General features: G+C 64.1%; 17 protein-coding genes. 1 reads left to right on the forward strand and 16 read right to left on the reverse strand.

Going from position 1 to position 21685, the window contains the following annotated elements; all coding sequences use genetic code 11:
- Positions 1–103: 103 nt before the first annotated feature.
- Entirely contained in the window at positions 104–2053 is a 1950-nt protein-coding gene (locus G4L39_RS12315; RefSeq protein WP_165108494.1) for a tetratricopeptide repeat protein, read from the reverse strand.
- A gap of 85 nt (positions 2054–2138) precedes the next feature.
- Here G4L39_RS12315 and G4L39_RS12320 point away from each other — a divergent pair, with 85 nt between their 5' ends.
- Positions 2139–3239 carry a DUF362 domain-containing protein gene (locus G4L39_RS12320; protein WP_165108496.1) on the forward strand — a complete coding sequence of 367 codons (1101 nt, stop codon included), beginning with the start codon at positions 2139–2141 and terminating at the stop codon, positions 3237–3239.
- A 337-nt stretch (positions 3240–3576) separates the two neighbouring features.
- Here G4L39_RS12320 and G4L39_RS12325 read toward each other — a convergent pair whose 3' ends face one another.
- The 15 genes from G4L39_RS12325 to G4L39_RS12395 form a co-directional block, all read right to left on the reverse strand.
- A complete protein-coding gene (locus G4L39_RS12325) occupies positions 3577–4578 on the reverse strand; it encodes an NAD-dependent epimerase/dehydratase family protein (RefSeq protein WP_165108498.1) in 1002 nt (333 codons plus the stop codon).
- Positions 4579–4806: 228 nt separating this feature from the next.
- Positions 4807–6321: an MraY family glycosyltransferase gene (locus G4L39_RS12330; RefSeq protein ID WP_205880995.1), complete on the reverse strand. Its 1515-nt coding sequence runs from the start codon at positions 6319–6321 to the stop codon at positions 4807–4809.
- Between the two features lie 166 nt (positions 6322–6487).
- Positions 6488–7651 (reverse strand): glycosyltransferase family 4 protein, encoded by a 1164-nt coding sequence (locus G4L39_RS12335; RefSeq protein WP_165108502.1) that lies wholly within the window; start codon positions 7649–7651, stop codon positions 6488–6490.
- A 19-nt stretch (positions 7652–7670) separates the two neighbouring features.
- Positions 7671–8906 carry an O-antigen ligase family protein gene (locus G4L39_RS12340; RefSeq protein WP_165108504.1) on the reverse strand — a complete coding sequence of 412 codons (1236 nt, stop codon included), beginning with the start codon at positions 8904–8906 and terminating at the stop codon, positions 7671–7673.
- A gap of 16 nt (positions 8907–8922) precedes the next feature.
- Positions 8923–10197, reverse strand: coding sequence for a glycosyltransferase (locus tag G4L39_RS12345; RefSeq protein ID WP_165108506.1), 1275 nt, complete (start codon positions 10195–10197; stop codon positions 8923–8925).
- 757 nt (positions 10198–10954) lie between these two features.
- Positions 10955–11992, reverse strand: a complete 1038-nt coding sequence (wecB, locus tag G4L39_RS12350) for a non-hydrolyzing UDP-N-acetylglucosamine 2-epimerase (RefSeq protein WP_165108508.1) — start codon at positions 11990–11992, stop codon at positions 10955–10957.
- Positions 11989–12270: a hypothetical protein gene (locus tag G4L39_RS12355; protein ID WP_165108510.1), complete on the reverse strand. Its 282-nt coding sequence runs from the start codon at positions 12268–12270 to the stop codon at positions 11989–11991. Before G4L39_RS12355 ends, wecB begins: the two co-directional genes overlap by 4 nt.
- Before the next feature lie 225 nt (positions 12271–12495).
- Entirely contained in the window at positions 12496–12963 is a 468-nt protein-coding gene (locus G4L39_RS12360) for a DapH/DapD/GlmU-related protein (protein WP_165108512.1), read from the reverse strand.
- Positions 12964–13219: 256 nt separating this feature from the next.
- On the reverse strand, positions 13220–14449 hold the full coding sequence (locus tag G4L39_RS12365; RefSeq protein ID WP_165108514.1) for a lipopolysaccharide biosynthesis protein: 1230 nt from the start codon (positions 14447–14449) through the stop codon (positions 13220–13222).
- 169 nt (positions 14450–14618) lie between these two features.
- A complete protein-coding gene (locus G4L39_RS12370; protein ID WP_165108516.1) occupies positions 14619–15206 on the reverse strand; it encodes a UDP-N-acetylglucosamine 2-epimerase in 588 nt (195 codons plus the stop codon).
- 580 nt (positions 15207–15786) lie between these two features.
- Positions 15787–17517: a Gfo/Idh/MocA family oxidoreductase gene (locus tag G4L39_RS15490; RefSeq protein ID WP_165108518.1), complete on the reverse strand. Its 1731-nt coding sequence runs from the start codon at positions 17515–17517 to the stop codon at positions 15787–15789.
- 329 nt (positions 17518–17846) lie between these two features.
- Complete coding sequence (locus G4L39_RS12380) at positions 17847–18971, reverse strand: DegT/DnrJ/EryC1/StrS family aminotransferase (RefSeq protein ID WP_165108520.1); 1125 nt, start codon at positions 18969–18971, stop codon at positions 17847–17849.
- A gap of 237 nt (positions 18972–19208) precedes the next feature.
- The gene (locus G4L39_RS12385) at positions 19209–19547 is read right to left on the reverse strand and encodes a hypothetical protein (RefSeq protein ID WP_205880997.1); all 339 of its coding nucleotides are present in this window, start codon (positions 19545–19547) and stop codon (positions 19209–19211) included.
- Entirely contained in the window at positions 19519–20049 is a 531-nt protein-coding gene (locus tag G4L39_RS12390) for a DUF6036 family nucleotidyltransferase (protein ID WP_165108522.1), read from the reverse strand. The genes G4L39_RS12385 and G4L39_RS12390 overlap by 29 nt, the downstream gene beginning before the upstream one ends.
- A gap of 389 nt (positions 20050–20438) precedes the next feature.
- The gene (locus tag G4L39_RS12395) at positions 20439–21002 is read right to left on the reverse strand and encodes a GbsR/MarR family transcriptional regulator (RefSeq protein ID WP_165108524.1); all 564 of its coding nucleotides are present in this window, start codon (positions 21000–21002) and stop codon (positions 20439–20441) included.
- Positions 21003–21685: the final 683 nt, after the last annotated feature.

The following is a 21685-nucleotide window of genomic DNA, read 5'->3' on the forward strand; positions in this document are numbered from 1 at the left end:
CCGTCCCTCCCATGCCGTTCGCGAAACACCACACCCCCTCTGTGCCCCTCTGTGTCCTCCGTGTCTCTGTGGTGAATCCAAAGACCTCCGTATTTCCGCGGGTTCAGTCGCTGTGCCGCGACAACCAGTACCGGATCGCCTCCGCATCCGGGTGCCCCGGTTCCAGCGCCAGCAACCGTTGATAGTACACCCGGGCCCGATCCGGCTGCCGCAACTGTTGCGCGTAAAGATTTCCCAGCGCCAGCAACGCCCGCGTATCGTCCGGATACCGGCGCAACAACGTCTCCAGCTCCGACGCCGCGTCCAGCAGATACCCCGATTGCCGCAACGCCAGCGCAAAGTTGTAACGCGCATCCCGCGACTCCGGTCGCAACGCCAGCGCATGTTCCGACGCCCTCAGGGCATCCCGCAATCGACCCACCTTCATGGCCGCCAACGCAAAGTTATAGTACGCCTCGAAAAACGCCGGATTCGCCTCCAATGCCATCTGATACGCCTGCAGGGCGTCCATCAACCGACCGTCCCGCTGGGCTTCCAGTCCCCGGGCAAACCATGCATTGGCGGTGTTCACATCGCCCGGCTCGGGTCGGCCGGGCCGAAGATACGTGTACCGCGGCACATCCGGCGGTGGTTCCTCCGTTCGGGACGCGGTGGCCGGGGCCGGCGCGGGTGCCTGCACCCGGACTGTCGGACCCGTCTCCACACGGCCGCGCGGGGCCGACCCCGCCTCGGCCACCGCCGGCCCGGCCGCCGGAGCCGCTTCACTCGCCGGGGCGCTCCCCGGCAACGGCGTGGGCCGTCGCACCGATTCCTCCCGCCCGCCAAACCATCGGACCGGGTTCATCCGCTCCCACCACGGGGTGCGTGAACCGGTCGGCGCCGTCCGGGCGAGCGGTTGTGCCGGTTCTATCACCTCCACCTCCGGCCTCGCTGCGGGTTCCGGAGGCGCACCGGCCGGTCGGGCCTCCGCAGGTCCGGGCCCGGGCGCGGGCTCCACCGGCGTCGGTTCCGGCAATCGCACCACCTCCGTGGGCACCGGCTGCACCCGGGTCGGCCCCGGACGGGTCGGACCCGGCTCACGCGCCCCACCGATCTCGGGTTCACGGAGGGCAGGGGCGGTTCCCGTGGTCACCGGCCCCGGTTTGGGCACCTCGGTGCGCCCGGGGGTACGACCCGACCCGGTCTCCAACTCGCCCGTGGCCGGCCCTCGGGCAACAGCGGTCGGTGTTGAAGGCGTCCGGACCGGGGCCTCGGCAGGGCGGGGGACCCCTCCGGCGGACCCGGCCGCCGGGGCGGTCGGACCCGCACCGGGCTCGGCCGGCCGGGTCGCAGCCTCCGATTGCGCCACATTGGTGACGGCCGGGCGCGCGGTCGCCTCTTCCCGCGCCATCAATACCTGCTCCAATGCGTGCGCCACCTCGAGAACCTCGGCGTACCGGGGCGGGGTCGGCTGCAGGGCCAGGTACTGCCGGTACTGTTCCAACGCAGCCGGCAGGTTGCCCGCGTACCGATGCAACGTCACCGCAAGATTGAGTCGGGCCGGGGGATCATTCGACCGCACCTGCAACGCCGCCGTAAAGGCGCGGATCGCCTCCTGGGGACGATTCCGTTGCAGGGCGCACAAGCCCAGGCCGTTGAACGGACGTGGATCGTTGGGCACCCACCGTTGCATCTCCCGGAACGCACGCTCCGCCTCGGCCGTCTGACGCAGTTGCAGACACACCAACCCCAACCGCCACCACGCCTCCACCCGACCCGGATCCCGCAACGTACAGGCCAGAAAGGCGGACCGGGCCGGCTCAAACTGTCCCAGTTCCAGATACACGCACCCCAGGTTGTACCGCGCCTCGAGCAGGTCCGGATTCCACTGCAAGGCCCGGAGGTAGGCCATCGCCGCATTGGTGAGTTGCCCCGCGCGATGACAGGCCACGCCGTACTCGTTCCAGGCCAGCGCATTGGTGGGCAACAACGTCACCGCCTGCTGCAACCGCTGCATCGCCCGGGGCAGATCGCCCGCGGCCAGGGCACGCTGACCCTCGCGAAGCGCCTTCACGCCGCCCGGTGTGCACCCCGTACCCAGCCACCCAACCATCAGGCAGACCAACAGGAGGAGGCACCCGGACCTGACCCGATTTTTCGTGGCCGCCATCTCCGCCGGTGGTAACATCCCGCCCTTCGAAGTGTCAAGAAACGCAGGTCAATCTCTGCAAAGGCGGATTCACCTCGCCCTCCTGCTCGTCGCGTGGGGCCTTGTCTGCCCGTGGACCGGTCCGGCAGCCCAGGTCCCCACGCGGCCCGCGGCCCGCGTCGTCGTCGTCCACGACCCGCAAGCCCTCGAGGCGTTTGGAGCCCGACCCGACCGCGTCCGGCGGATGGTGGACCGGGCATTAATGCGCTGGACGGAAACCGCCGACGTGGCCGGCGCATGGCGCCGGTTGGTCGGCACCGGCGACGTCGTCGGTATCAAGGTGCACAGCGCGCCCGGCCGGATCTTCGGCACCCGCCCGGCCGTGGTGGAAGCCCTGATCGCCGGGCTGCTCCAGGCCGGTTGCGCCCCCACCAACATCATCGTCTGGGACCGCTACCTGCGCGACCTCCAACAGGCTGGATTCGACACCCTCACCAACCGGTACGGAGTGGTCCTGGCCGGTGCGGCCGACACCGGATACGATCCCGAGGTCTATTACGAGTCCGCTCTGCTCGGTACGTTGGTGTGGGGCGACCTGGAATACGGTCAACATCAGCCCGGTGCGGGCCGAAAATCCCATGTGACCAAACTGCTCACCCGGCGCATCACCCGGTTGATCGTGGTCAGTCCCATGATGGCGCATCCGGAGGCGGGCGTGGCCGGCCTGTTGTACACGCTGGCCCGGGGCAGCGTGGACAATTTCCTCCGGTTCGAGGGCGAGGCGGCCCGGCTGGCCCAGGCCGTGCCGGAGATCTGCGCCCTGCCGGCGTTGTCCGATCCCCTGACCCTGTGCGTGGTGGACGGCCTGTTATGTCAGTACCTGGGCGGAAACCGGGGATTGCTGCACTATTCCAGTGAACTCAACGAAATCCGCGTGGGCAACGATCCGGTGGCCCTGGACGTGTTGTCCCTGCGCGAAATCGAACGTCAGCGGCGGATTCTCGGGATTGCCCATCCGCCGGTGAGCCGGGAACTGTACGAGAACGCCGCCCTGTTGGAACTCGGCGTCAGCGACCCCGCCCGCATCGAGGTCATCACCCTCAACGATTAACCCCCTCCCACCACCCGCGTGAACCATGCAGGCACACGGAAAAAAGAGGTGCACATAGAACTGTGCCCCTCCCATGGACTGGATCTTCCCACAACACTGTGCTCTGCCTCTGTGTCCTCTGTGTCTCTGTGGTGAAACAAAAAATGCGTGTGCCCGCCAATTCGTGCGGACCGCGAGGACGCGGTCCCTCCCAAGCCGTTCGCGGAACACCACACCCCCTCTGTGCCCTCTGTGTCTCTGTGGTGAAACCAAAAACCTGCGTGTTTCGCTGGTCCCCGGAAAACAAAAAGGCCGCCCTGAGGCGGCCTTGCTTGGACACACCCGTTGACCGGCGTCCCTACCGGTCGGCACCCGGGGCCTGCCCGGCCGACGACCCGGCCGACAGGAACTCGTGCTCAATCATGCGCCGGAGCCCCTCCTGCAAGGTAAACGGCCGCACAAAACCCGTTCGTTCCAGCCGGGCGGTGTTCACCGTGGTCTCGGCACAGAACTTCTTCACCCGGATGCTGCTCCAGGGCAGCGACCGACCCGTCAGCCGTGCCAATCCGTCCGCCACGTACCCCAGGCCCAGGCCGATCGGGTAGGGGAGGCGCAGGCGTGCCGTCCAGTGCCCATCCCTCCCCAGCGCCCGACGGGCCAGCCCCACCAGCTCCGCCGTGGTCAGATCCGGCTTGTCCGCGTAATTGAACCGATGCAACCCGGGCGGGAGATCGAGGCACCACCGGAGAAACGCGGCCACATTACCCACGTACGCCATCGACTTCCGGTTTCCGCCACGCCCGACCATCACGAACCGACCCGACGCAATCTGGTGCAGCAGATTGTACACGTTCCCGCGGTTCCCCTCACCGAACACCACGCACAACCGCACAATCACCGCGCACCGGTTTGGATCCCCGGCCGCCCACGCCTCGACCAGCCGTTCCGCCTCGAGTTTGCTCCGACCATAATCGTTGAACGGGGCCGGGGGATGTTCCTCGTCGGGTTCGTGCACATTCAGAGGGTAGACCGCCACCGTGCTGGTGAAGACGATCCGGTGGCAACCGGCCCGGGTCATGGCCTCGAGCAGGTTGGCCGTGCCGCGGACGTTCACCTCCTGGTAACGCTCCACCGGCCGCACATCGTCGCGATGTTCGGCGGCCAGGTGGAACACGGCGTTCGTGCCGGCCACGGCCCGGCCCACCGCCTCCGGATCCCGGACGTCTCCGGGATGGAACGAGACCATGGCGTCGTGCGGCGCGCGGAGGTCCAGCACGCGCACCCCGATCCCGTCCGCCGCCAGCCGTTCCGCCAGGCGCCTGCCGATGAAACCCGCCCCGCCGGTGATGAGCACGTTCATGACCGTATCGCCCTACTCTTCAAACGGGAGGGGCACAGTCCCCTGTGCCCGTTTCCGTCAACCCTTATACATGGGAGGGGCACAGTCCTCTGTGCCCGCCAATCCTTGCGGACGGCGGGGACGCCGTCCCTCCCATGCCGTTCGTGAAACACCACACCCCCTCTGTACCCCTCTGTGTCCTCTGTGTCTCTGTGGTGAAACCGAAAACCTTCGTACCTCCGTGGCTTGTCACCCGACCACGTGAGGATCCCTGAGCCTCCGGGGTGAAGATGGGGCGGGGCTGGTAACCGCGGGGGCAGGGGACGGCGCGCGTGCGGCAAGCTTTTCCAACGCCTTGCTCCACGCCTCGGCCGCGAGTTCATTTTGCAGGTCAAACACTCGTTCCGGCATGCTGGCCGGGGCTTCGAACCGGAGTTCAATCCCGCCCTGATGCGGCAGTCGGAAGACGGCCCTGCGCAGGTCGGCCTCAGGGGGGCCGTTTCGTTGCCAGGTGCGGACCTGACCATCCGGGCCGTGCATCTCCACCCGCGTATAACCCAGTTTGCCCAGGAGGAAGCCGAACTCGTTCCAGAGCCCATCGGTGCAGGCGGCCCGTTCAGCCTCCAGTTCAAACCACTGACACAAAGCCAGCGCATACCGTGCGGCCTTGCGGACCTCGAGCGTGGCGCCCAGGAACCGGCCCAGGGCAAACCATTCACGGGCGAACTGGAACCTGCTGGCCGCCAGAATCACCACCAGGGCAAGCACGCCCAGGAACAGGGGCGCGCTCCGTTCCCCCACCCAAAACACACCGAAGGCCATCAACAGCGCCAGAAGGGAAAATCCGTACAACACCAGCACCGTCTGCCGCTGATTCAGGCCCTCGCCCAGGAGCTTGTGATGGATGTGTTGTCGGTCGGGTCGGAACAGCGGCAGCCCTTTCAGTCCGCGACGCAGGATGGCGAGGGTTGTGTCAATGATGGGCAGTGCCAGGGCGAACAACGGCGCCACCAACGCCGCCGCCACGGTCCCCTTGTGCGACAGTCGCATGGCCAGCAGACCGGTCAGAAACCCGAGAAAGTACGCCCCTCCGTCCCCCAGGTAGATGCGTGCCGGCGGAAAATTGAATCGCAGGAACGCAATCAATCCGCCCACCAGCACCGCGGCGGTGGCGGTGGGGAACACCGCTCCCAGGTGGAACCCCACGTAGGCCAGCAGGGCCATGAGCATGAGCGAAAGTCCACCCGCCAGGCCGTCCAGGCCGTCAATCAGGTTTACCAGGTTCGTGAAGGCCACCAACCAGAGTACGGTCAACGGGATGCCCCAGAGACCGAGTGAAAGCACCTCACCGGTCAGGGGATTCCGCAGCAATTCGATCCGGCCCACCAGGAAACACGCGGCCAGGCTGATGAGGATTTGTCCCAGCAATTTTTTGCGGGCGCCCAGGGGCCGGAGATCGTCCCAAAAACCCAGACCGAACATGGCCAGGGCCACGGCCAGCATCCCCCAGTTTTCGGCGATCCGATCCGGGTGAACGGGCAACCAGATCTGGCTCACGACGCCGGCCACCAGGAACAGCAGCGCCAGCACGACCCCGCCTGCGCGCGGCACGGGCTGCACGTGGGTTTGGTGGAACGAGGTTCCCCGGCGCTCGGCCCAGGGCCGGAAGATTCGGATCACCACCGGGTACAGCGGCCATGCCGCACCGGCACCCGCCAGCACGCACAGGCAAACCAGCCATTCGCTGACCCCTTGCACCTCCACGACCATCACCTCATTCCGACCTCAGCCCCACCGGCTCCTACTGCACCTCCGACCCGACTTCCGGCCTCGACCTCCCTCCTGGCCCTTCTACCGCAGCCGCCTCGCCCCGGGCAACTGGAAAGTCAGCCCATTTGGCCCTTACGTTCTCAGGATCTCGCCCGAGGAGCTAGCAATGCTGCGAGACGGATGGCCGACCCCGGCTCAGCTCTTCCCATGTCGGGAGCTGTTTCCCGCGGGCCCCCAGCACTTCGCGATAGACTTCCCATGTACCTCGCAACATCAACTCAACCGTAAAATGGCGCTCGTAGCGGGTGCGCCCGGCCAGCCCCATTCGTTTTCTCAAATCCGGATCGCCAAGCAGCCGTTCCAGCCGGTCCTTCAATGCCTCAACATCCCCGCGCGGCACCAGATAACCCGTTTCCCCGTCCACGACGGCCTCGCGGGTGCCCCCCACGTCGGAGGCCACCACCGGCAGACCAGCACGCATGGCTTCGAGAACGCTCAGTGGCAGCCCTTCCCAGTTGCTGGCCAGCACAAGAACCTGATGCTCGGCCAGAAGACGGGGCACATCCCCTCGGGTACCGAGAAAATGCATGCGCGGTTCCAGCCCCAGGGCCTTTGCCAGGGCACGGCAGGAGACCTCCGTTGGGCCTTCGCCCACGAACGTGCACTCCCACGGCAGTGCCTGCAGGGGAGCCAACGCACGAATCAGAAGCGCCTGGTCCTTTTGGCGCGCAAAGCGCCCCACCATAATGACCTTGGGAGGGGAGCGATCCGGAGAGGCTCGCTCGGCCACGTCCGGCACGCCATTGTGCACCAAACGAATTCTTTCCGGGCTGGCCACGCGGTGCCGCACGGCCAGTTCCTTGTCATAATTCGAAACGGCGATGATTGCGTCTCCCACCCGCCCTCCGAGAGCCTCCATCATCAGGGCGACCAACCGCCGGGCGGGCGGCACACCAGGGGAGAAGGCAAATCCGTGCGCCGTAAAGATGGTCGGGATTTGAAGCGACCGGGCGGCCAGCCGACCGATCACTCCCGCCTTGGAGGAATGGCAGTGCAGGAGGTCGGGCCGGATCCGGCGGAGAATCCTGCGGCACTCGAAAAACGCGGCTAGGTCTGCGGCGGGACGAATCGGTTGCCGCAGCCGCGTGAGCATTTCGAACCGAATGCCGAGCTCTTTTGATGCCGCACCGAGGTGGCCCTCTCCATCCTCGGAGCCTGCCAGGACGGTGATCGTTGCCGCACGCCGAAACCCGGTGACCAGGTCCAAAAGATGCACCTGGGCACCTCCGGCCTGCGTGCGAGTGATCATGTAGGCCAGGTTCATGGTCGGTGCTGCCGAGTGCTTAACGCGACTCCCTCGAAGCATGCGCGGCCGGGCGCCCGGGCCTCAAAGCGCGGGCGGGCTTGGCGAGACCCCGCCGGGGAACCGCTGCGGGCGGCTCAAGCACGGCGCCTCCTCGTACGCGGAGGCTCAAGCCATAGAACAGGGCCATTCCGATCCAGACAGACCAGTTGCGCAAGCTGTACGTGCCGATACTGTACGCAAACGGTGCCAGCGCGAGCAGCTTGATTGCGACTCCGGGCAGCGATCTCCATTGCAAGAACCAGAAGAGTCCGAAAAGGATTGTGCCGGGGATCCCATACGCAAAAAGCAGGTTTGCCGGCGTGGAATGGATCTCGGCAGTGTACCAACACTTCATGAACCACCGCCATCCGGCTCCCTCCCCGGAGCCCGTCACAATCCACTGCGGGAACTTGTACAAGCGGTCGTAGCCCCTTGCCTCCAGCTCGAACGTGACATCAGTGGCCAAAAGGCGTTCCACAGCATTGTGGGAATATGCCGCTAACGCAGCCCTGAGAGTGTCGCTCCACAGCAGTCCAATGATCGTAATCACGACTGCGGCAACCGCTGCCCCATACAGTCGAAACATCGTCCTTTCCCCTCGAATGCTCGAAATTACCAGAAGGGCGTAAGCGAGCAAAGCTACCAGGATCCCCAGGGTGCCAGACCTTGATCCCGAAAGGAAGACCAAAGTTCCCCCCAGCATGAGTGCCAACGCACCATCCGTAAGGCGTCGTCGTAGGAGCCACGCCTCTGCCATGAGAAACGCGACGGCCCAGACCACCCAGTGCGACAACTGATTCGGATCGTTGAAGGTGCCCGTGGGTCGTTGCTCTTTGAATTTGCTCCACACACCGGTAACAATTACCAGTAGCTGAACCAGCAATCCCGCCCATAGGGCAAGCCGGACGCCCCGCAAAAATCGGTCACCCGAGGTGGACATAGCACCGGCAACAACAGCGCACCAAACCCCCCAGTTAAAAACGTAATAGGCTGCAGAGTACAAGGACTTCGGGTCTCGATGGAACACAAAGACAATGATATTCACCGTCAGGGCGTAGAGCGCAAAAAGGAGCCCGTGTTGCGATGGTGACAGCTTCAAGGCTGCCCCGCGAAGGCAGAGGCTTGCGACGGGGATCAGTGCAACAACGTGGGAAAGCTGCGGTAGACCACTCGGCCACAGATACACAGGGCTCAAAAGGATCGAGAATATTAACAGCAACAGCGAAATGTTCATGGCATGCTCGCCTGGGTTATGAGGCTGAACGTTTGTCTTCCCGCGTTGAAAACCCGGACATGGTCGACGGCATTCCAGAAATGCTGCGCAGGTGTTCATGGAGCGAGTCGGTATATGGCTTCATGACAAGATGCTGATCCCGGAACGCCAATGCTCTGTCTACCAGGTTCCAGTAAGCATCGTCCGGAAGGGTTAGCGCCCTTGCAAGAACCTCTGCGAGCTCATCGGGACGGCCTGGCCTACAAATGAAGCCGGCTCCCGACCTCTCGACAACATTATTCTCAGCATCAGCGGCGAGGATCACAGGCGTGCCAACGAGGAAGGCGTCCAACAGTTTGTTGCTACTTATGCCGGTGCGCAGGCTGGGCAAAGAATCGAGATGCAGCAACGCATAGCCGCTCAGCGCAAGGTCTAGGAGGTGCGTCTCGTAGTCAACCAGTGGTTCAAGCCGTACATGGGCAAAAAGGTCGCGCTGATGTATGGCCTCGCGCAGGGGTGGTATAGTCCCTGCCTGACATCGGAGGAGGAGGGTAAATGAGAGCTGTGGCTTACGGGATCGGAGGAGCTGGAGTGCATCGAGTAGGGTGGAGATTCCATGGGCCTTCCCGATGCCTCCTCCGCAATAAAGCTGGCGTATTGCTACGCGAGGTTTGAGCTGGCTCTTAAGGTTCCCGTAGCGAGCAATCGCGTCATTGGGTAGTGTCTGCGGGATGATCATGCGCGGTCGTTCGTCAGGTGACCGCGCCAGGCAGGCAGGTGTCACGCCAATGACCAGGGCTGCTCGCCGCTTGAGGAAAGCGTCGAGGGCGACCAGGATTCGGTATGCCAGGCTGTTGGGCTTGGTGTATCCAAGCTCACTCAGCAGTTCCGGCCACGGATCGCGAACCTCGTATATGAATGGCTGGCGGGTGAGCGCGGAAAAGATGAAGGCGGCGACGGCGTTTGCGGGGTGAGGAGAGCTACCCCAAAACACCGCCGGGTGCCTGAGCAAGCCGCGCAGAACAAAAGTGGGCAGAATGGTGAGAAGGAATAAAACCATGTTGATGGCTCGAATGATGGGGCGAAGCAGGCCGCCTGCCGAGCCGAGCACAGGCAGGGCAGGAAGGTAGAGTACTTCGAGACCCTCGTGTTCGAGGGTCAGGCGTGCCCACGCGAGTCGGGTATTCTCCGCGACCAGGGTGGCCTGCCACCCGTATTGCGTCGCCAATTCCCGCAGCAGGAAGTAGTGGCGAAGACGACGACCATCCTTTGGTGCGCCAGACCAAGATGCTATGAGGATAATGCGGCTCATAAAGCTACGTAGCGTGCTAGTGGACTCTGCATTCGGGGCTTTTACTGAGTGTTCAGAGGCGTTCAGTGGAGGCAGAGCTGCTCATTGTCATGCGCCGGATTGGGACCTCCAGTAATCCTGTGACCATCGCCTCGACGGGGCGGTGGTTAGTCAGAAAGTGCGAACGTGGGCATGGAGTCCAGGTTGTCTGGAGGACGCATTGTCCGCTTTGGTGGCCGTGTGGAAACGGGTGCGCGCGTAAGAAGACGACACAGTGCAAACTCCGGCTGCTGGAAAGCGGTGCAGGTTGGGACTGTCTGCGCATGTGCGACACGAAAGGGACGTCGCACGACGCTGGGCCTTGGCGTGTACATTCAACGCAAGAGGTAGAGAATAGGCGGACGATGGTCGGGTGCGGACGGCGACGAAATTGCTTGCTGAAGACACTACCGGGTTGCACCGGCGAAAGGGGCAATCCTTCAGGCACGGCGCTCTGCGGTGCAGTCCCTGACACAAGACGCGTTGGCTACACTCGCCCACGAAGGCCCTTAGAATGCGGACATCGATCAGACCCTCGGGGGCGATTCCCGGAGGCTCGTGGGGCTCGTACATTTCTCCGAAAGGGGGCGATAAGCGCGCACGATGGGTTGGCAAACACGCCGGAGCCAAGCCTGTAGGGGAAAATGAAGTGGAACAGGGATTGCAATATAATCCGTCAAGCTCTCGAAGCTTCGGCATGCAGCGTGACCAGCATCGGCTTTGAGGCCTGGGCACTGCCTTAGAGCTCAGCGCCTAGAGGACAAGCATGGGTGGAGCGAGCCGGGGACCAAATGCAAGAAACGATGGCTTCAGGATCGCAGGGAGGACACAGGCGGTTCCACCCCAGCTCCACGAGCTCAAGCCACTCCGTTTCCTCTCGCAGGGTGACACAGGGCACCCGATAGAAGAAGGCCTCCTTTTGCACCCCACCGGAGTCGGTGGCGATGAGGCGGGCGTTCTTCTCCAGCATCACCATGTCCAGGTAGCCCACGGGCTCCAGGGCCAGCACCCGCTCCAGGTAGCCCCCGAGCCCGAAGGCCTCGACCCGTTTCCGGGTCCTGGGGTGCACGGGGAAGACCACGGGAAGCTCACGGTGGACCTCGGCCAGGGCCTCGAGGATGGCCCCAAGCCGCTCGGGATCATCGGTGTTCTCGGCCCGGTGCACGGTGGCCAGAGCGTAGCCCTTGGGGTGGAGCCCCAGGCGCTCGAGGATCCGGCTTTCCCGCTCGGCCCTGGCCCCGTAGTAGAGGGCGGCGTCGTACATCACGTCGCCCACCAGGTGGATTCTATCCTCCGGGATGCCCTCCCGGAGAAGGTTCTTCACCGCCGTCTCGGTAGGGGCAAAGAGGAGGTCGGCGGCGTGGTCCGTGAGCACCCGGTTGATCTCCTCCGGCATCCTGCGGTTGAAGGAGCGCAGGCCCGCCTCCACGTGGGCCACGGGGATGTGGAGCTTTACCGCCGCCAGGGCCCCGGCGAGGGTGCTGTCGGTGTCGCCGTAGACCAGCACCCAGTCGGGCTTTTCCTGGAGGAGCACCTCCTCAATGGCCTCCAGCATCCGGCCCGTGTTCTGTCCGTGGGTGCCGCCTCCGATGCCCAGGTGATAATCGGGCTCGGGGATCTCCAGCTCCTCAAAGAAGACCCGGCTCATATTGTCGTCGTAGTGCTGGCCGGTATGGACCAGCACCTCCCGGACCCCCGGCTCGGCCCGGAGGACCCGGGAAACCGCCGCCGCCTTGATGAACTGGGGGCGGGCACCGACAACGCTCACCACCTTCACGAGACCTCCTCAGTCGGGGTTTCCGATTTGGGGCAACAACCCAGGTCCTGGTAACCCCACAATGTCTTCGGGCTTGTGGTCCAAATCAGGACCAGCATGTAAAGAACGTAAACAACGACATTAAGCCAGGAAATCAACCCCAAAACCCAGATGGCTTGCCCTTGGCCCTGGAGGTAGAAGGGGAAGGTGTAAACAGCCAGGGCGGCCAGGTCGTACACAAACTTCAGCCAGGCCTGTTTTGATAAGAAAATCCCCCGACTCACCGAGCCCACGATCATCTGGGCAACGATTCAGGGCGCCTTGACCCCAGTGCGTTGTTCTCAGACGCCCAATGGACCTTCTTCCCAGCATGTTCGGCTTCCGTTGATCGTTTAGTCGCGGCCCTACTTATCCTCCTGCGCTAGTTCCTCAGGCGCGTTTCGGAAGTGCGGTTCTCCAGCGGTCATTTTGAAAGTCGGAACCGTTGAGAAATGGCTATGGCGCCCTCGGAAGTCACGTGGTGATCAACCGGAAGCTCGAATCGTGACAGCCGTGCCACGCTCGAGAGGACGGGCGGGGACCCCAACCAACACGCTGCCCGATGGGAAGCTTTTGGTGACCACGGCACCGGCGCCGACTATAACATCGTCGCCCAGCTGAACACCGGGCAGGATCACCGCGTTGGCGCCAATCCAGCAACGCTTGCCTATGCGAATCGGGGGCGCAGGGATCCAGCGGGAGTAGTCTCGGGGATCATGGTTGGCTGAGATGATTTTGACCCCTGGTGCAAAGATAGTGTCGTCGCCGATCTCCACGCCGTTGATCCCCTGAATGTAACATCCGCCGCTAAGGGCGAAGGACTTCCACACGTTGCGGCCTATTGTGATGTTGCCCGTTACGCGTGATGTGAAATGGACCTGCCATGGTATGCTGCCGTTGATCTGCAGAATCCGCTGGAAGAACACGTTCACAATCCAGAGGTTGATGGGCACGGGGTCCGTGAGCCTGGATAGGAGGCGAAAGGGGCGAGTCCACCACCGAGAGCGAGGTGGTACGCTTGTGGGACACGTCGGTGTGGTCCTCATAAAAGCAATTTTGAGGTGCGCTGCGGGAGGTTGGCAAGCGCGCAAACTTTTCGGCGTGCGACTACCGCGAGCCAGAAGGGGCTTAAAAATACACGGAGCGCAAAATGTTTTACCTCATTTTCGACGACAGGGTTACTCACTGCTTTGGTTTGCCGCGGCATGGTTACGGGTTGGAGGCCGTAGTTGCTCTGCGGATAGCCTGCGGTTCAAGCGTATGCAGTAGAAGGACGAAGAAGAGAACGTACAATACCGTTCCTGAATACGATAGGATATAGACAGCAGTCCGCCAGTCTTCGGGCCTTATCAGGAGAATCAGAAACTGAGCGCACAAAGCCGCAATGTCATAGAGCAGACGAAAGTGCTGTTTCTGGGTCAAGTAGATCGCGCGACTCACGGAGCTTACGGTGAACTGCGCGACCATGAGCGGCGCAAAGATGCACAGGATCTGGCCCGATGGGGCCCAAGCGTCCCCGAAGATCGCCGCGACCAAGTGTGGACCAGCGATAAGGAGGGCTGCTGCCAGCGGTAGAATCAGGAGGAGCAGGTGGGCTGCCGTGCGGAGGACGTAGCGCCGTAGAAGGGCGGGCTCAGTGCGCGCGAGGTCTCCTGCGCGGGCGTAAAAGACATCGGCGATGGCAGAGCCAAGGAGTGCAACGGGCATCGCAACGACCCGCTGTGATAGTGCTAGATACCCGGCGATTTGCGTTCCATAGATCGAAGCAAACACCGGGACCTGTGCCAGTAAGGCTGCCGTGCTTAGCAGTGAGGAGGGTAGTTGGATGAGTGGGAACTGCCTGTAGATCACGAGCGTTCGGGTCAAGGACGTGGTATGGCGCAGGTTGGCAAGGTGCTTTCTGTAAGCTGAAAGGCCGATACATCTGCCGGCGGCCTCGCCCCCCAACAGGCCGAGGGTGCCGAGGGGAGAGAGAAGCACCTGAAGGGCCGGCCGGGCAACGGCCTGAAGGACCGTGAAGCGGCCCACTAGAGTAAAGGCCGAGAGGCGGGCGGCATAAAATCTGAGCGTACTCCCGCAGGCGGATCCAAATACAGCTATTGCTGCGCAGGCAGGCGCCCAACTGGGGAGGTCGGAGTAGTGGAATGAGCCCGCCCTTCTCATCGCTTCGAGGACGAGAGCACTCACCGGTGCGCAGGCTGCAGTGAGTATTAGACAGGATTTGGTCAGGGCGTTGGCATCCGCATCGGAGTTGGCGGCAACAATGGCCAGTTCATAACGCAGTGTGGCGGCAATGGAGGCTACACCAACAAAGCTGAGGAACAATCCCCAGACGCCCATCTGCTCCGGAGTGTACAAGCGCGTCAAAATGGGAGCCGTAAGGACGGTGATCGCCTGGGCAATGGCCGTGCCGCCAGCAATGGAGAGAACGCCCTTCAAGAAAGGGCTCCGTCGCACACGCTCAACAAGCGGCCGGACCAACGGACTCGACGTTAGGCGCGCAAGGGCCACGGGTCTTCTGTCTGCAAGCGTATCTAGTTTGCTGGGGAACCACCACGGCCGATCCGCGGTGGCGTCGGCGGGACATCCCGACGTCATCCCGGCAGATTCAGGTTTGCTCTTTGTCCGCGACATGCATGGGGCGGCCTCTTCGTGGGGCGGCATGGTGGATGGAGCTGCAAGGGACGCGATGGGAGAGTCCGCTCCAGAACAACCTGCGTTTCAGCCGGTTGCCAAAACCGCGCGGTCCGGTAGTAGGTTCATGATCCTGGTGGAGGCGGCAGGGTTGGAGGGCCAATGGTGCTGCTGCCGCCGGGGTCAAACAATGGCCGACTGCTTCCACGATTCGGTCGGGGTCAGCGCCCGCGAGGCGATTCGCACCCGCTTGTATGGTGTCTACCCATTCGATTTCCTCACGCAGGGTCACGGAGGGAACGCCCAACCACCAAGCCTCCTTCTGCACGGCGCCAGAGTCGCTCAAGATCAGGCCGCATGCTTCTTCAAGACAAGCATGGTCGAGGTAGGAGAGGGGATCCAACAGGCGGAGGCCGTCCGTTTGCAGACCGTTGCGTTCCACGACATTTATGGCCCTGGGATGCAGCGGCAACACCACTGGTAGCCAGCCGCTCACCCGGCGCAGCCCCTCGAGAATGCCCGAGAGCGTCCGTGGTTCATCCATGTTCTGCGCCCGATGCACTGTCGCCAGAGCTTAAGCCCCCCGGAGGAAGGGGCTTTGGGCCAGGCGGCGAAGGGTGTTCATGGGGTGAGTGCGTTCCAGCGAGCCTTTTCAATCCGCTTTAGCCGGCGCAGGGGACCGTGCCCCTCCCGGGTGGTGGATTGGGAGGGACCGCGTCCTCGCGGTCCGTGACCATTGGCGGGCACACGCAGGTTTTTGGTTTCACCACAGAGACACAGAGGACACAGAGGGAAATACGGTGTTCCGTCAAAGGCACGGGAGGGACGGCGTCCCCGCCGTCCGCAAGAGTTGGCGGGCACATGCAGGTTTTTGGTTTCACCACAGAGACACAGAGGACACAGAGGGGGTGTGGTGTCCGGCCAAAGGCAAGGGAGGGACGGCGTCCTCGCCGTCCGCAAGAATTGGCGGGCGCAAGCAGGTTTTTGGTTTCATCACAGAGACACAGAGGACACAGAGGGGTGCGGTGTTCCACGAACGGCATGGGAGGGCGGCGTCCCCGCCGTCCGCAAGAGTTGGCAGGCGCAGGGGACTGCGCCCCTCCCAAGGGTTTCTGCGGTTTCACGGGCGGGGTGGGGTGGGTTCAGGGGTTGAACTCACGGTACGGGCGTCGGCCGGCACGCAGGTCCGGCGGTAACGGCGCCTCCTCGTCCAAATCCAGACATTGCAACCGGCCGGGCGCAACCTCCCGATACCGGAAACCGGTCTCCGGACACCGCATCACCCCCTCCGCATCCGGTGTCGGCAGGGGATGACCATGTCGGCTCATCCATCCGCGTTGCCGGGCGGGCACCCCAACCATGAGCGCGTAGTCGGGCACGTCCCGGGTCACCACCGCGCCGGCGGCAATGAAGGCGTACCGGCCGATCGTAACCCCGCAAACGATGGTGGCATTCGCTCCCACGGTTGCGCCGCGCCGGATCACCGTCTTTTCATACAGTGCGTGACGATTCACCTGCGCCCTCGGGTTCGTCACGTTGGTCAGGACACAGGAGGGTCCCAGGAACACGTCGTCCTCCACCACAACACCCGTGTAGAGCGACACGTTGTTCTGGACCTTGACATTGTTGCCCAGCACCACCCCGTCGGCCACGAAACAGTTCTGGCCCAGGACGCAGTTGTTGCCAATCCGTGCCCCGGCACAAACATGCGTGAAGTGCCAGATCCGGGTGCCCGACCCGATCTGTGCCCCGGGATCCACCACGGCCGTCGGATGAATGAACACGCCGTTTGACCCCGCCACCGGGGCAACGGCTCCAGCCGCCGCAACCGCCGGGGGCGCCGCACCGCCGGCGTCGGGACCGGTCACCGGCCGGGGTTCGGTGGCCTCTCCATCGCGGTCCAAGCTCCGTTGCGCCGCGTCCAGCACTGACAGGACCCGCAGGCCCTCGTGGCCGTCGGTCAGCGGGGGTTGTCGGCGGCGGCAGCACTCGAGGAAATGCCGGCATTCCAGGGCCAGCGGTTCGCCCTCCGTCACCGGTACAAGTTCGCCCGCCGACCGGCTGGGGGTGGGGACCTGTCCATCCGCCCATTTGAGATATTGCCGGTACAGGATCAGTTTCTCGGGCCAGGGCCGGGTGTCGTCGAACACGGCCATGCCGTCCGACCCCACCACGGTCAGCTTCTGTTCCTTGAATGGGTTCAGCCAGCTGACATAAACGTGGGCGCAAAGGTGTTGGTCGAATCGCAGGGTGGTGAGGGTGGTGTCGGCCACGCCATGGTTGAGATACGATTCCCCGGTGCAACGGACCCGGCACGGCAACCGGTGACCGGCCAGGGCGAGGATGACCGACAGGTCGTGCGGGGCGAAACTCCAGAGGGCATTCTCCTCCCGACGGAACTTGCCCAGGTTGAGCCGGTTGGAGGTGATGTAATGCAAACGGCCCAGGACACCGTCCCGAACCAGTTCCCGCAGCTTTTGGATGCAGGGATGGTACTGGAGCAGGTGACCGACCATGAGGATCCGGTTGCGCGCGGCCGCCAGTTCGATCAGTTGCCGGCCCTCGTCCAGGCGCAGGCACAGCGGTTTTTCGACGAACACGTCCTTGCCGGCTTCGAGCGCGCGACGGGCCAGCTCGAAATGCAACGCCGCAGGGGCGGCAATGGCCACCGCGGTGATCGAGGGATCGTCCCACACCGTCGCGGCGTCCGGCATGAGTCGAACGCCCGGATATTGTTCGCGGTACCCCGCCAGCAGATGGGGCGCCGGATCGCAAATGGTGTGCAGCACGCCCAGTTGATGGAAACACCGCGCGAGGTTCCGACCCCAATACCCCGCGCCGATCAATCCCACGGTGACGTTGGTCGCATCCATAAAGCACCTTCAAAGCATCGGCACCGTTTGGTTTCACCACAGAGACACAGAGGACACAGAGGGGTGCGGTATTCCACCAGAGGCAAGGGCGGGACGGCGTCCCCGCCGTCCGCAAGAATTTGGCGGGCACAGAGGACTGTGGCCCTCCCGGGGATGAGGTAAACGGGCACAGGGGACTGTGCCCCTCCCATGGATGAGGGGTGACGGAAACGGGCACGGAGGACCGTGCCCCTCCCGGGCATTTGGTCTTCCCGCAGCGCTGTGTTCTTCCTCTGTGTTTCTTCCTCTGTGTTCTCTGTGTCTCTGTGGTTTAATGAGCTCCGCGGAGCTCAGGACGACGGTGTGGACGGGCTGCGGAGGGCGCGGGCGAGGGCCTCGATGACCCGATCCTGATCCTCCTCGGTCAGGAAGGGGTGCATGGGGAGGCTGAGCACCTCGCGCGCGGCGCGTTCGGCCACGGGGAAGTCCCCGGGGCGATAACCCAGCCCGGCGAACACGGGTTGCTCGTGCAGGCATTTGGGATAGTAGACCGCGGTGGGAATGCCCTGTTCCTTCATGCGCGCGGCCACCTGATCGCGATCGCGCACCCGGATGGTGTACTGGGCGTAGACGTGGGTGTTGCCCGGGGCGACCACAGGGACGGCATGGGGGAGGTCCAGCAAGGGGCGCAGGGCGGCGTCGTACCGGGCGGCCACCTGGCGGCGCCGACGCAGTTCCTCGTCGAAGTGGGGCAGTTTGGCCAGGATTACCGCCGCCTGGAGGGTGTCGAACCGCCCGTTCATGCCCACGAGGGTGTGGTGATGCCGTTGGAGACCGCCGTGGTTGCGAATGGCGCGCATGCGGGTGGCCAGGGCATCGTCGTTGGTGAACAACGCGCCGCCGTCGCCGTAACAGCCCAGGGTTTTGGCCGGGAAGAAGCTGGTGCTGCCGATGGTGGTGACGCCGCAACTGCGGCGGCCGTGACGGGTGGCACCGAAACTCTGGGCGGCATCCTCGATGACCGGCAGGCCGTGTCGGGCGGCGATTTCGTTGATCCGCTCGATGTCGGGCATCTGACCGAACAGGCTGACGGGCATGAGGGCGCGGGTGCGGGGCGTGATGGCGGCTTCGAGGAGGTCGGGGTTGAGGTTGTACGTGTCCGGCTCGATGTCCACGAAGACGGGTCGGGCCCCGACCAGGGCGATGGTTTCGGCGGTGCTGATCCAGGTGAAGGGGACGGTGACGACCTCGTCTCCGGGGCCGATGCCGAGGGCGCGGAGGGCGATTTCGAGGCTGTCGGTGCCGCTGGCGACGGTGATGCAGTGACGGACGCCGACGTACCGGGCCAGTTCGGTCTCGAGCTCGGTCACCTCGGGACCGAGGATGAACTGGCCGTGGTCGAGCACGGCCTGGATGCGGCGGTGGATTTCGTCGCGGTACGCGCGGTATTGGGCCTGGAGATCAATGAATTGCATGATGTTTACCTCCCCGTCACGGGTTCACGGAAATCAGAGAGATTGGGCAGGGAGAGGGTACGATGTTTGATGAACGGCCTGGGAGGGACGGCGTCCTCGCCGTCCGCAAGAATTTGTCGGGCACACGCAGGTTTTTGGTTTCACCACAGAGACACAGAGGACACAGAGATGTTGTCGTGTTTCCGCGGTAAGACATTTCCGGGGTCTTTCCCGTGTTCTTCGGGATTCTGTTGGTTTTTACGGTCGTTGGGCCCTTGTGGTTTCGAGTCGGCGGCGGAGGCGGTGATCCAGGCATTGTTCGAAACTGACCAACTCGCGCAGCAGGGCGTTGTAACGGGCGTAGGCGTCGGGTTCCTGGTGGCGGAGCAGGCGATAGAGTTCCAGTTCGGCCTCGCCGGGAAGGGGTTGCAGATCCTCGGGCCAGAGACCGGCCTCGCGCAAGCGGGGTCGGGCGATCTGACACAGCCAGGCTGCCGGTGTGGGACGGCGCCCGCGCAAATCGTCAAGACCCTGCCGAACGAGGTCGAAACCCGGCAGATCCCGAAGTTCATCCAGCTGCACGGTTGCAGTACTCATGGACGATGCGGCGCAGGGTGGGGGCGTCAATCCCGGGGTGCCGGATCAGGTCCGGTTCGATCTGTTGGAACAGCTCCCGGAGCCGGTCGGGTTGAATCCAGCCCCGGCTGCGCATGGCTTCGAGGTCGCGCAGGTCCCGCTCGTGACGGCGATGCAGCTTGGCCAGTGCCTGGGCGTAGGGGTCGTAATGGTAGAACTGGATCGGACCGTGTTGAGCGATCCAGAGGGATCGGTCGCGCCAGCCGGGCAGGGCCGGCAGGAACTGGTCGGGCGCGGCCAGTTCGATATTCAGGTCGAGCCGCTCCTTCAGCTCGGCCAGTGCTTCGAACAATCCCGGGGGTTCAGGGTCGGGTTTTAGGTCCACATCCACCGTGGTTTGGCGCCAGCCGTACCAGACGGCGGTGGCGCCGCCGGCGAGGTAGATCCGACCCGGACCGTGCACGGCGCGGCCGAGGGCGGTCATCAGGGCTTCAAGTTTGGCGCGATCGGTTTCGGCCCGCATGGGGCATCCTGCTGTGCGCGGGGCGGTTCAGCGCCATCGCCCGGCGAGTAACCACGCAAACAAGGAAACGTGATTCAACCACCGGGAGAGAGCGGCGATCACCCGGCCTTGTATTCAACCAGACAGGCACAAGGGGCGCAGAGATCGGACACGGAAGGTGTTGCCGAATGTGGCTGGTGACGGGGACAAGCTACCGCCCTTGGTCGTTTTGCCGGATTTTCCGGCAAAGACCACTCGGCCCTCGAACTGGTTTGTACCCGACACGGATCGGGTGCGGCGATCGTTGTGCGCCGCTTGATCGGTACCGGCCCCGGTGCGGGGTTTGGGTACCACCGTTTACGTTTCAGGTGCGGGTCGAACGCACGCGCCGGCCGGATCGGACCCGCGGTTCACCCGCCCAGGATCCGTTGGATCACCGGCAACAGGCGCCGGCCGTTTCGATGCCAACTGCGCAGCAGCCGGACACGGTCGGCCACGCGATCGCGCTCGGTCCCGGGGAGGGTTCGGATCAGGGTACTGATCCGGTCCAGATGCACCTCACTGTCGCGGAGCCTGGGTTCGATTCGTTCCCGGAGGAATCGGGCGGCCAGGCGCCGCAATTCGGTCACGGCCACATAATGGGCTCGGCGGTTGCCGGGCTGCAACACCTTGCGCACCGCACCGATGCCATGGAGGAATCGGAGTCCCTGGCTGGCGGAGCCCTTGCTGATGCCGAGGCGCTCCACCAGGTCGTCCATGGTCAACGGTTGGGGTGCGACAAAGAGCAGTCCGTAGATCTGGCCGAACGATGCCGGCTGACCCAGCAGGCGGCAAAGGCGGACGAAGAGGTCCACCACCTCCCGCTCGACGGGCGTCAGGCCCTGGCGGGGGTGCTCGGCCCCGGTTACGGACTCAACCGCCGCGGTCGGGGCAGCGGCCCCGGCGACCGGGCTGGCACGGTGTGTTTGCCACACGCGGGCCACCGTATGCGGTCGGCGGGGAAGTTCAAGCGGAAATGAACCATCCGCCCCGGGTTGGAACCACCGAGGCGCAGAGAAGGGGAAAAACCACAGAGGCACAGAGGACACAGAGGCAAAACACGGAGAGTTGTGGGAAGGCTGGATGGATGTGCGGCGCACGGTCCCCCGTGCCCGCGAGGTTCTTGCGGACCGCGGGGACGTGGTCCCTCCCTTGCCTCTGGCGTAACGCCACACCCCTCTCTGTGTCCTCCGTGTCTCCGTGGTGAAACCAAAAACCTGCGTGTGCCCGCCAATCCTTGCGGACCGCGGGGACGCGGTCCCTCCCAATCCACCACCCGGGAGGGGCACAGTCCTCTGTGCCCGATTCGATCATCCCCGGGAGGGGCACGGTCCTCCGTGCCCGCGAAATTCTTGCGGACCGCGGGGACGCGGTCCCTCCCGATCCACCACCCGGGAGGGGCGCAGTCCTCTGCGCCCGATTCGATCATCCCCGGGAGGGGCACGGTCCTCCGTGCCCGCGAAATTCTTGCGGACCGCGAGGACGCCGTCCCTCCCTTGCCTTTGGCGGAACACCGCGCCCCTCTCTGTGTCCTCTGTGTCTCTGTGGTGAAACCAAAAACCTGCGTGCGCCTGCCAATTCCCGCGGACGGCGAGGACGCCGTCCCTCCCATCGGACC

It is taken from the genome of Limisphaera ngatamarikiensis, from assembly GCF_011044775.1.
Classification (GTDB): domain Bacteria; phylum Verrucomicrobiota; class Verrucomicrobiia; order Limisphaerales; family Limisphaeraceae; genus Limisphaera; species Limisphaera ngatamarikiensis.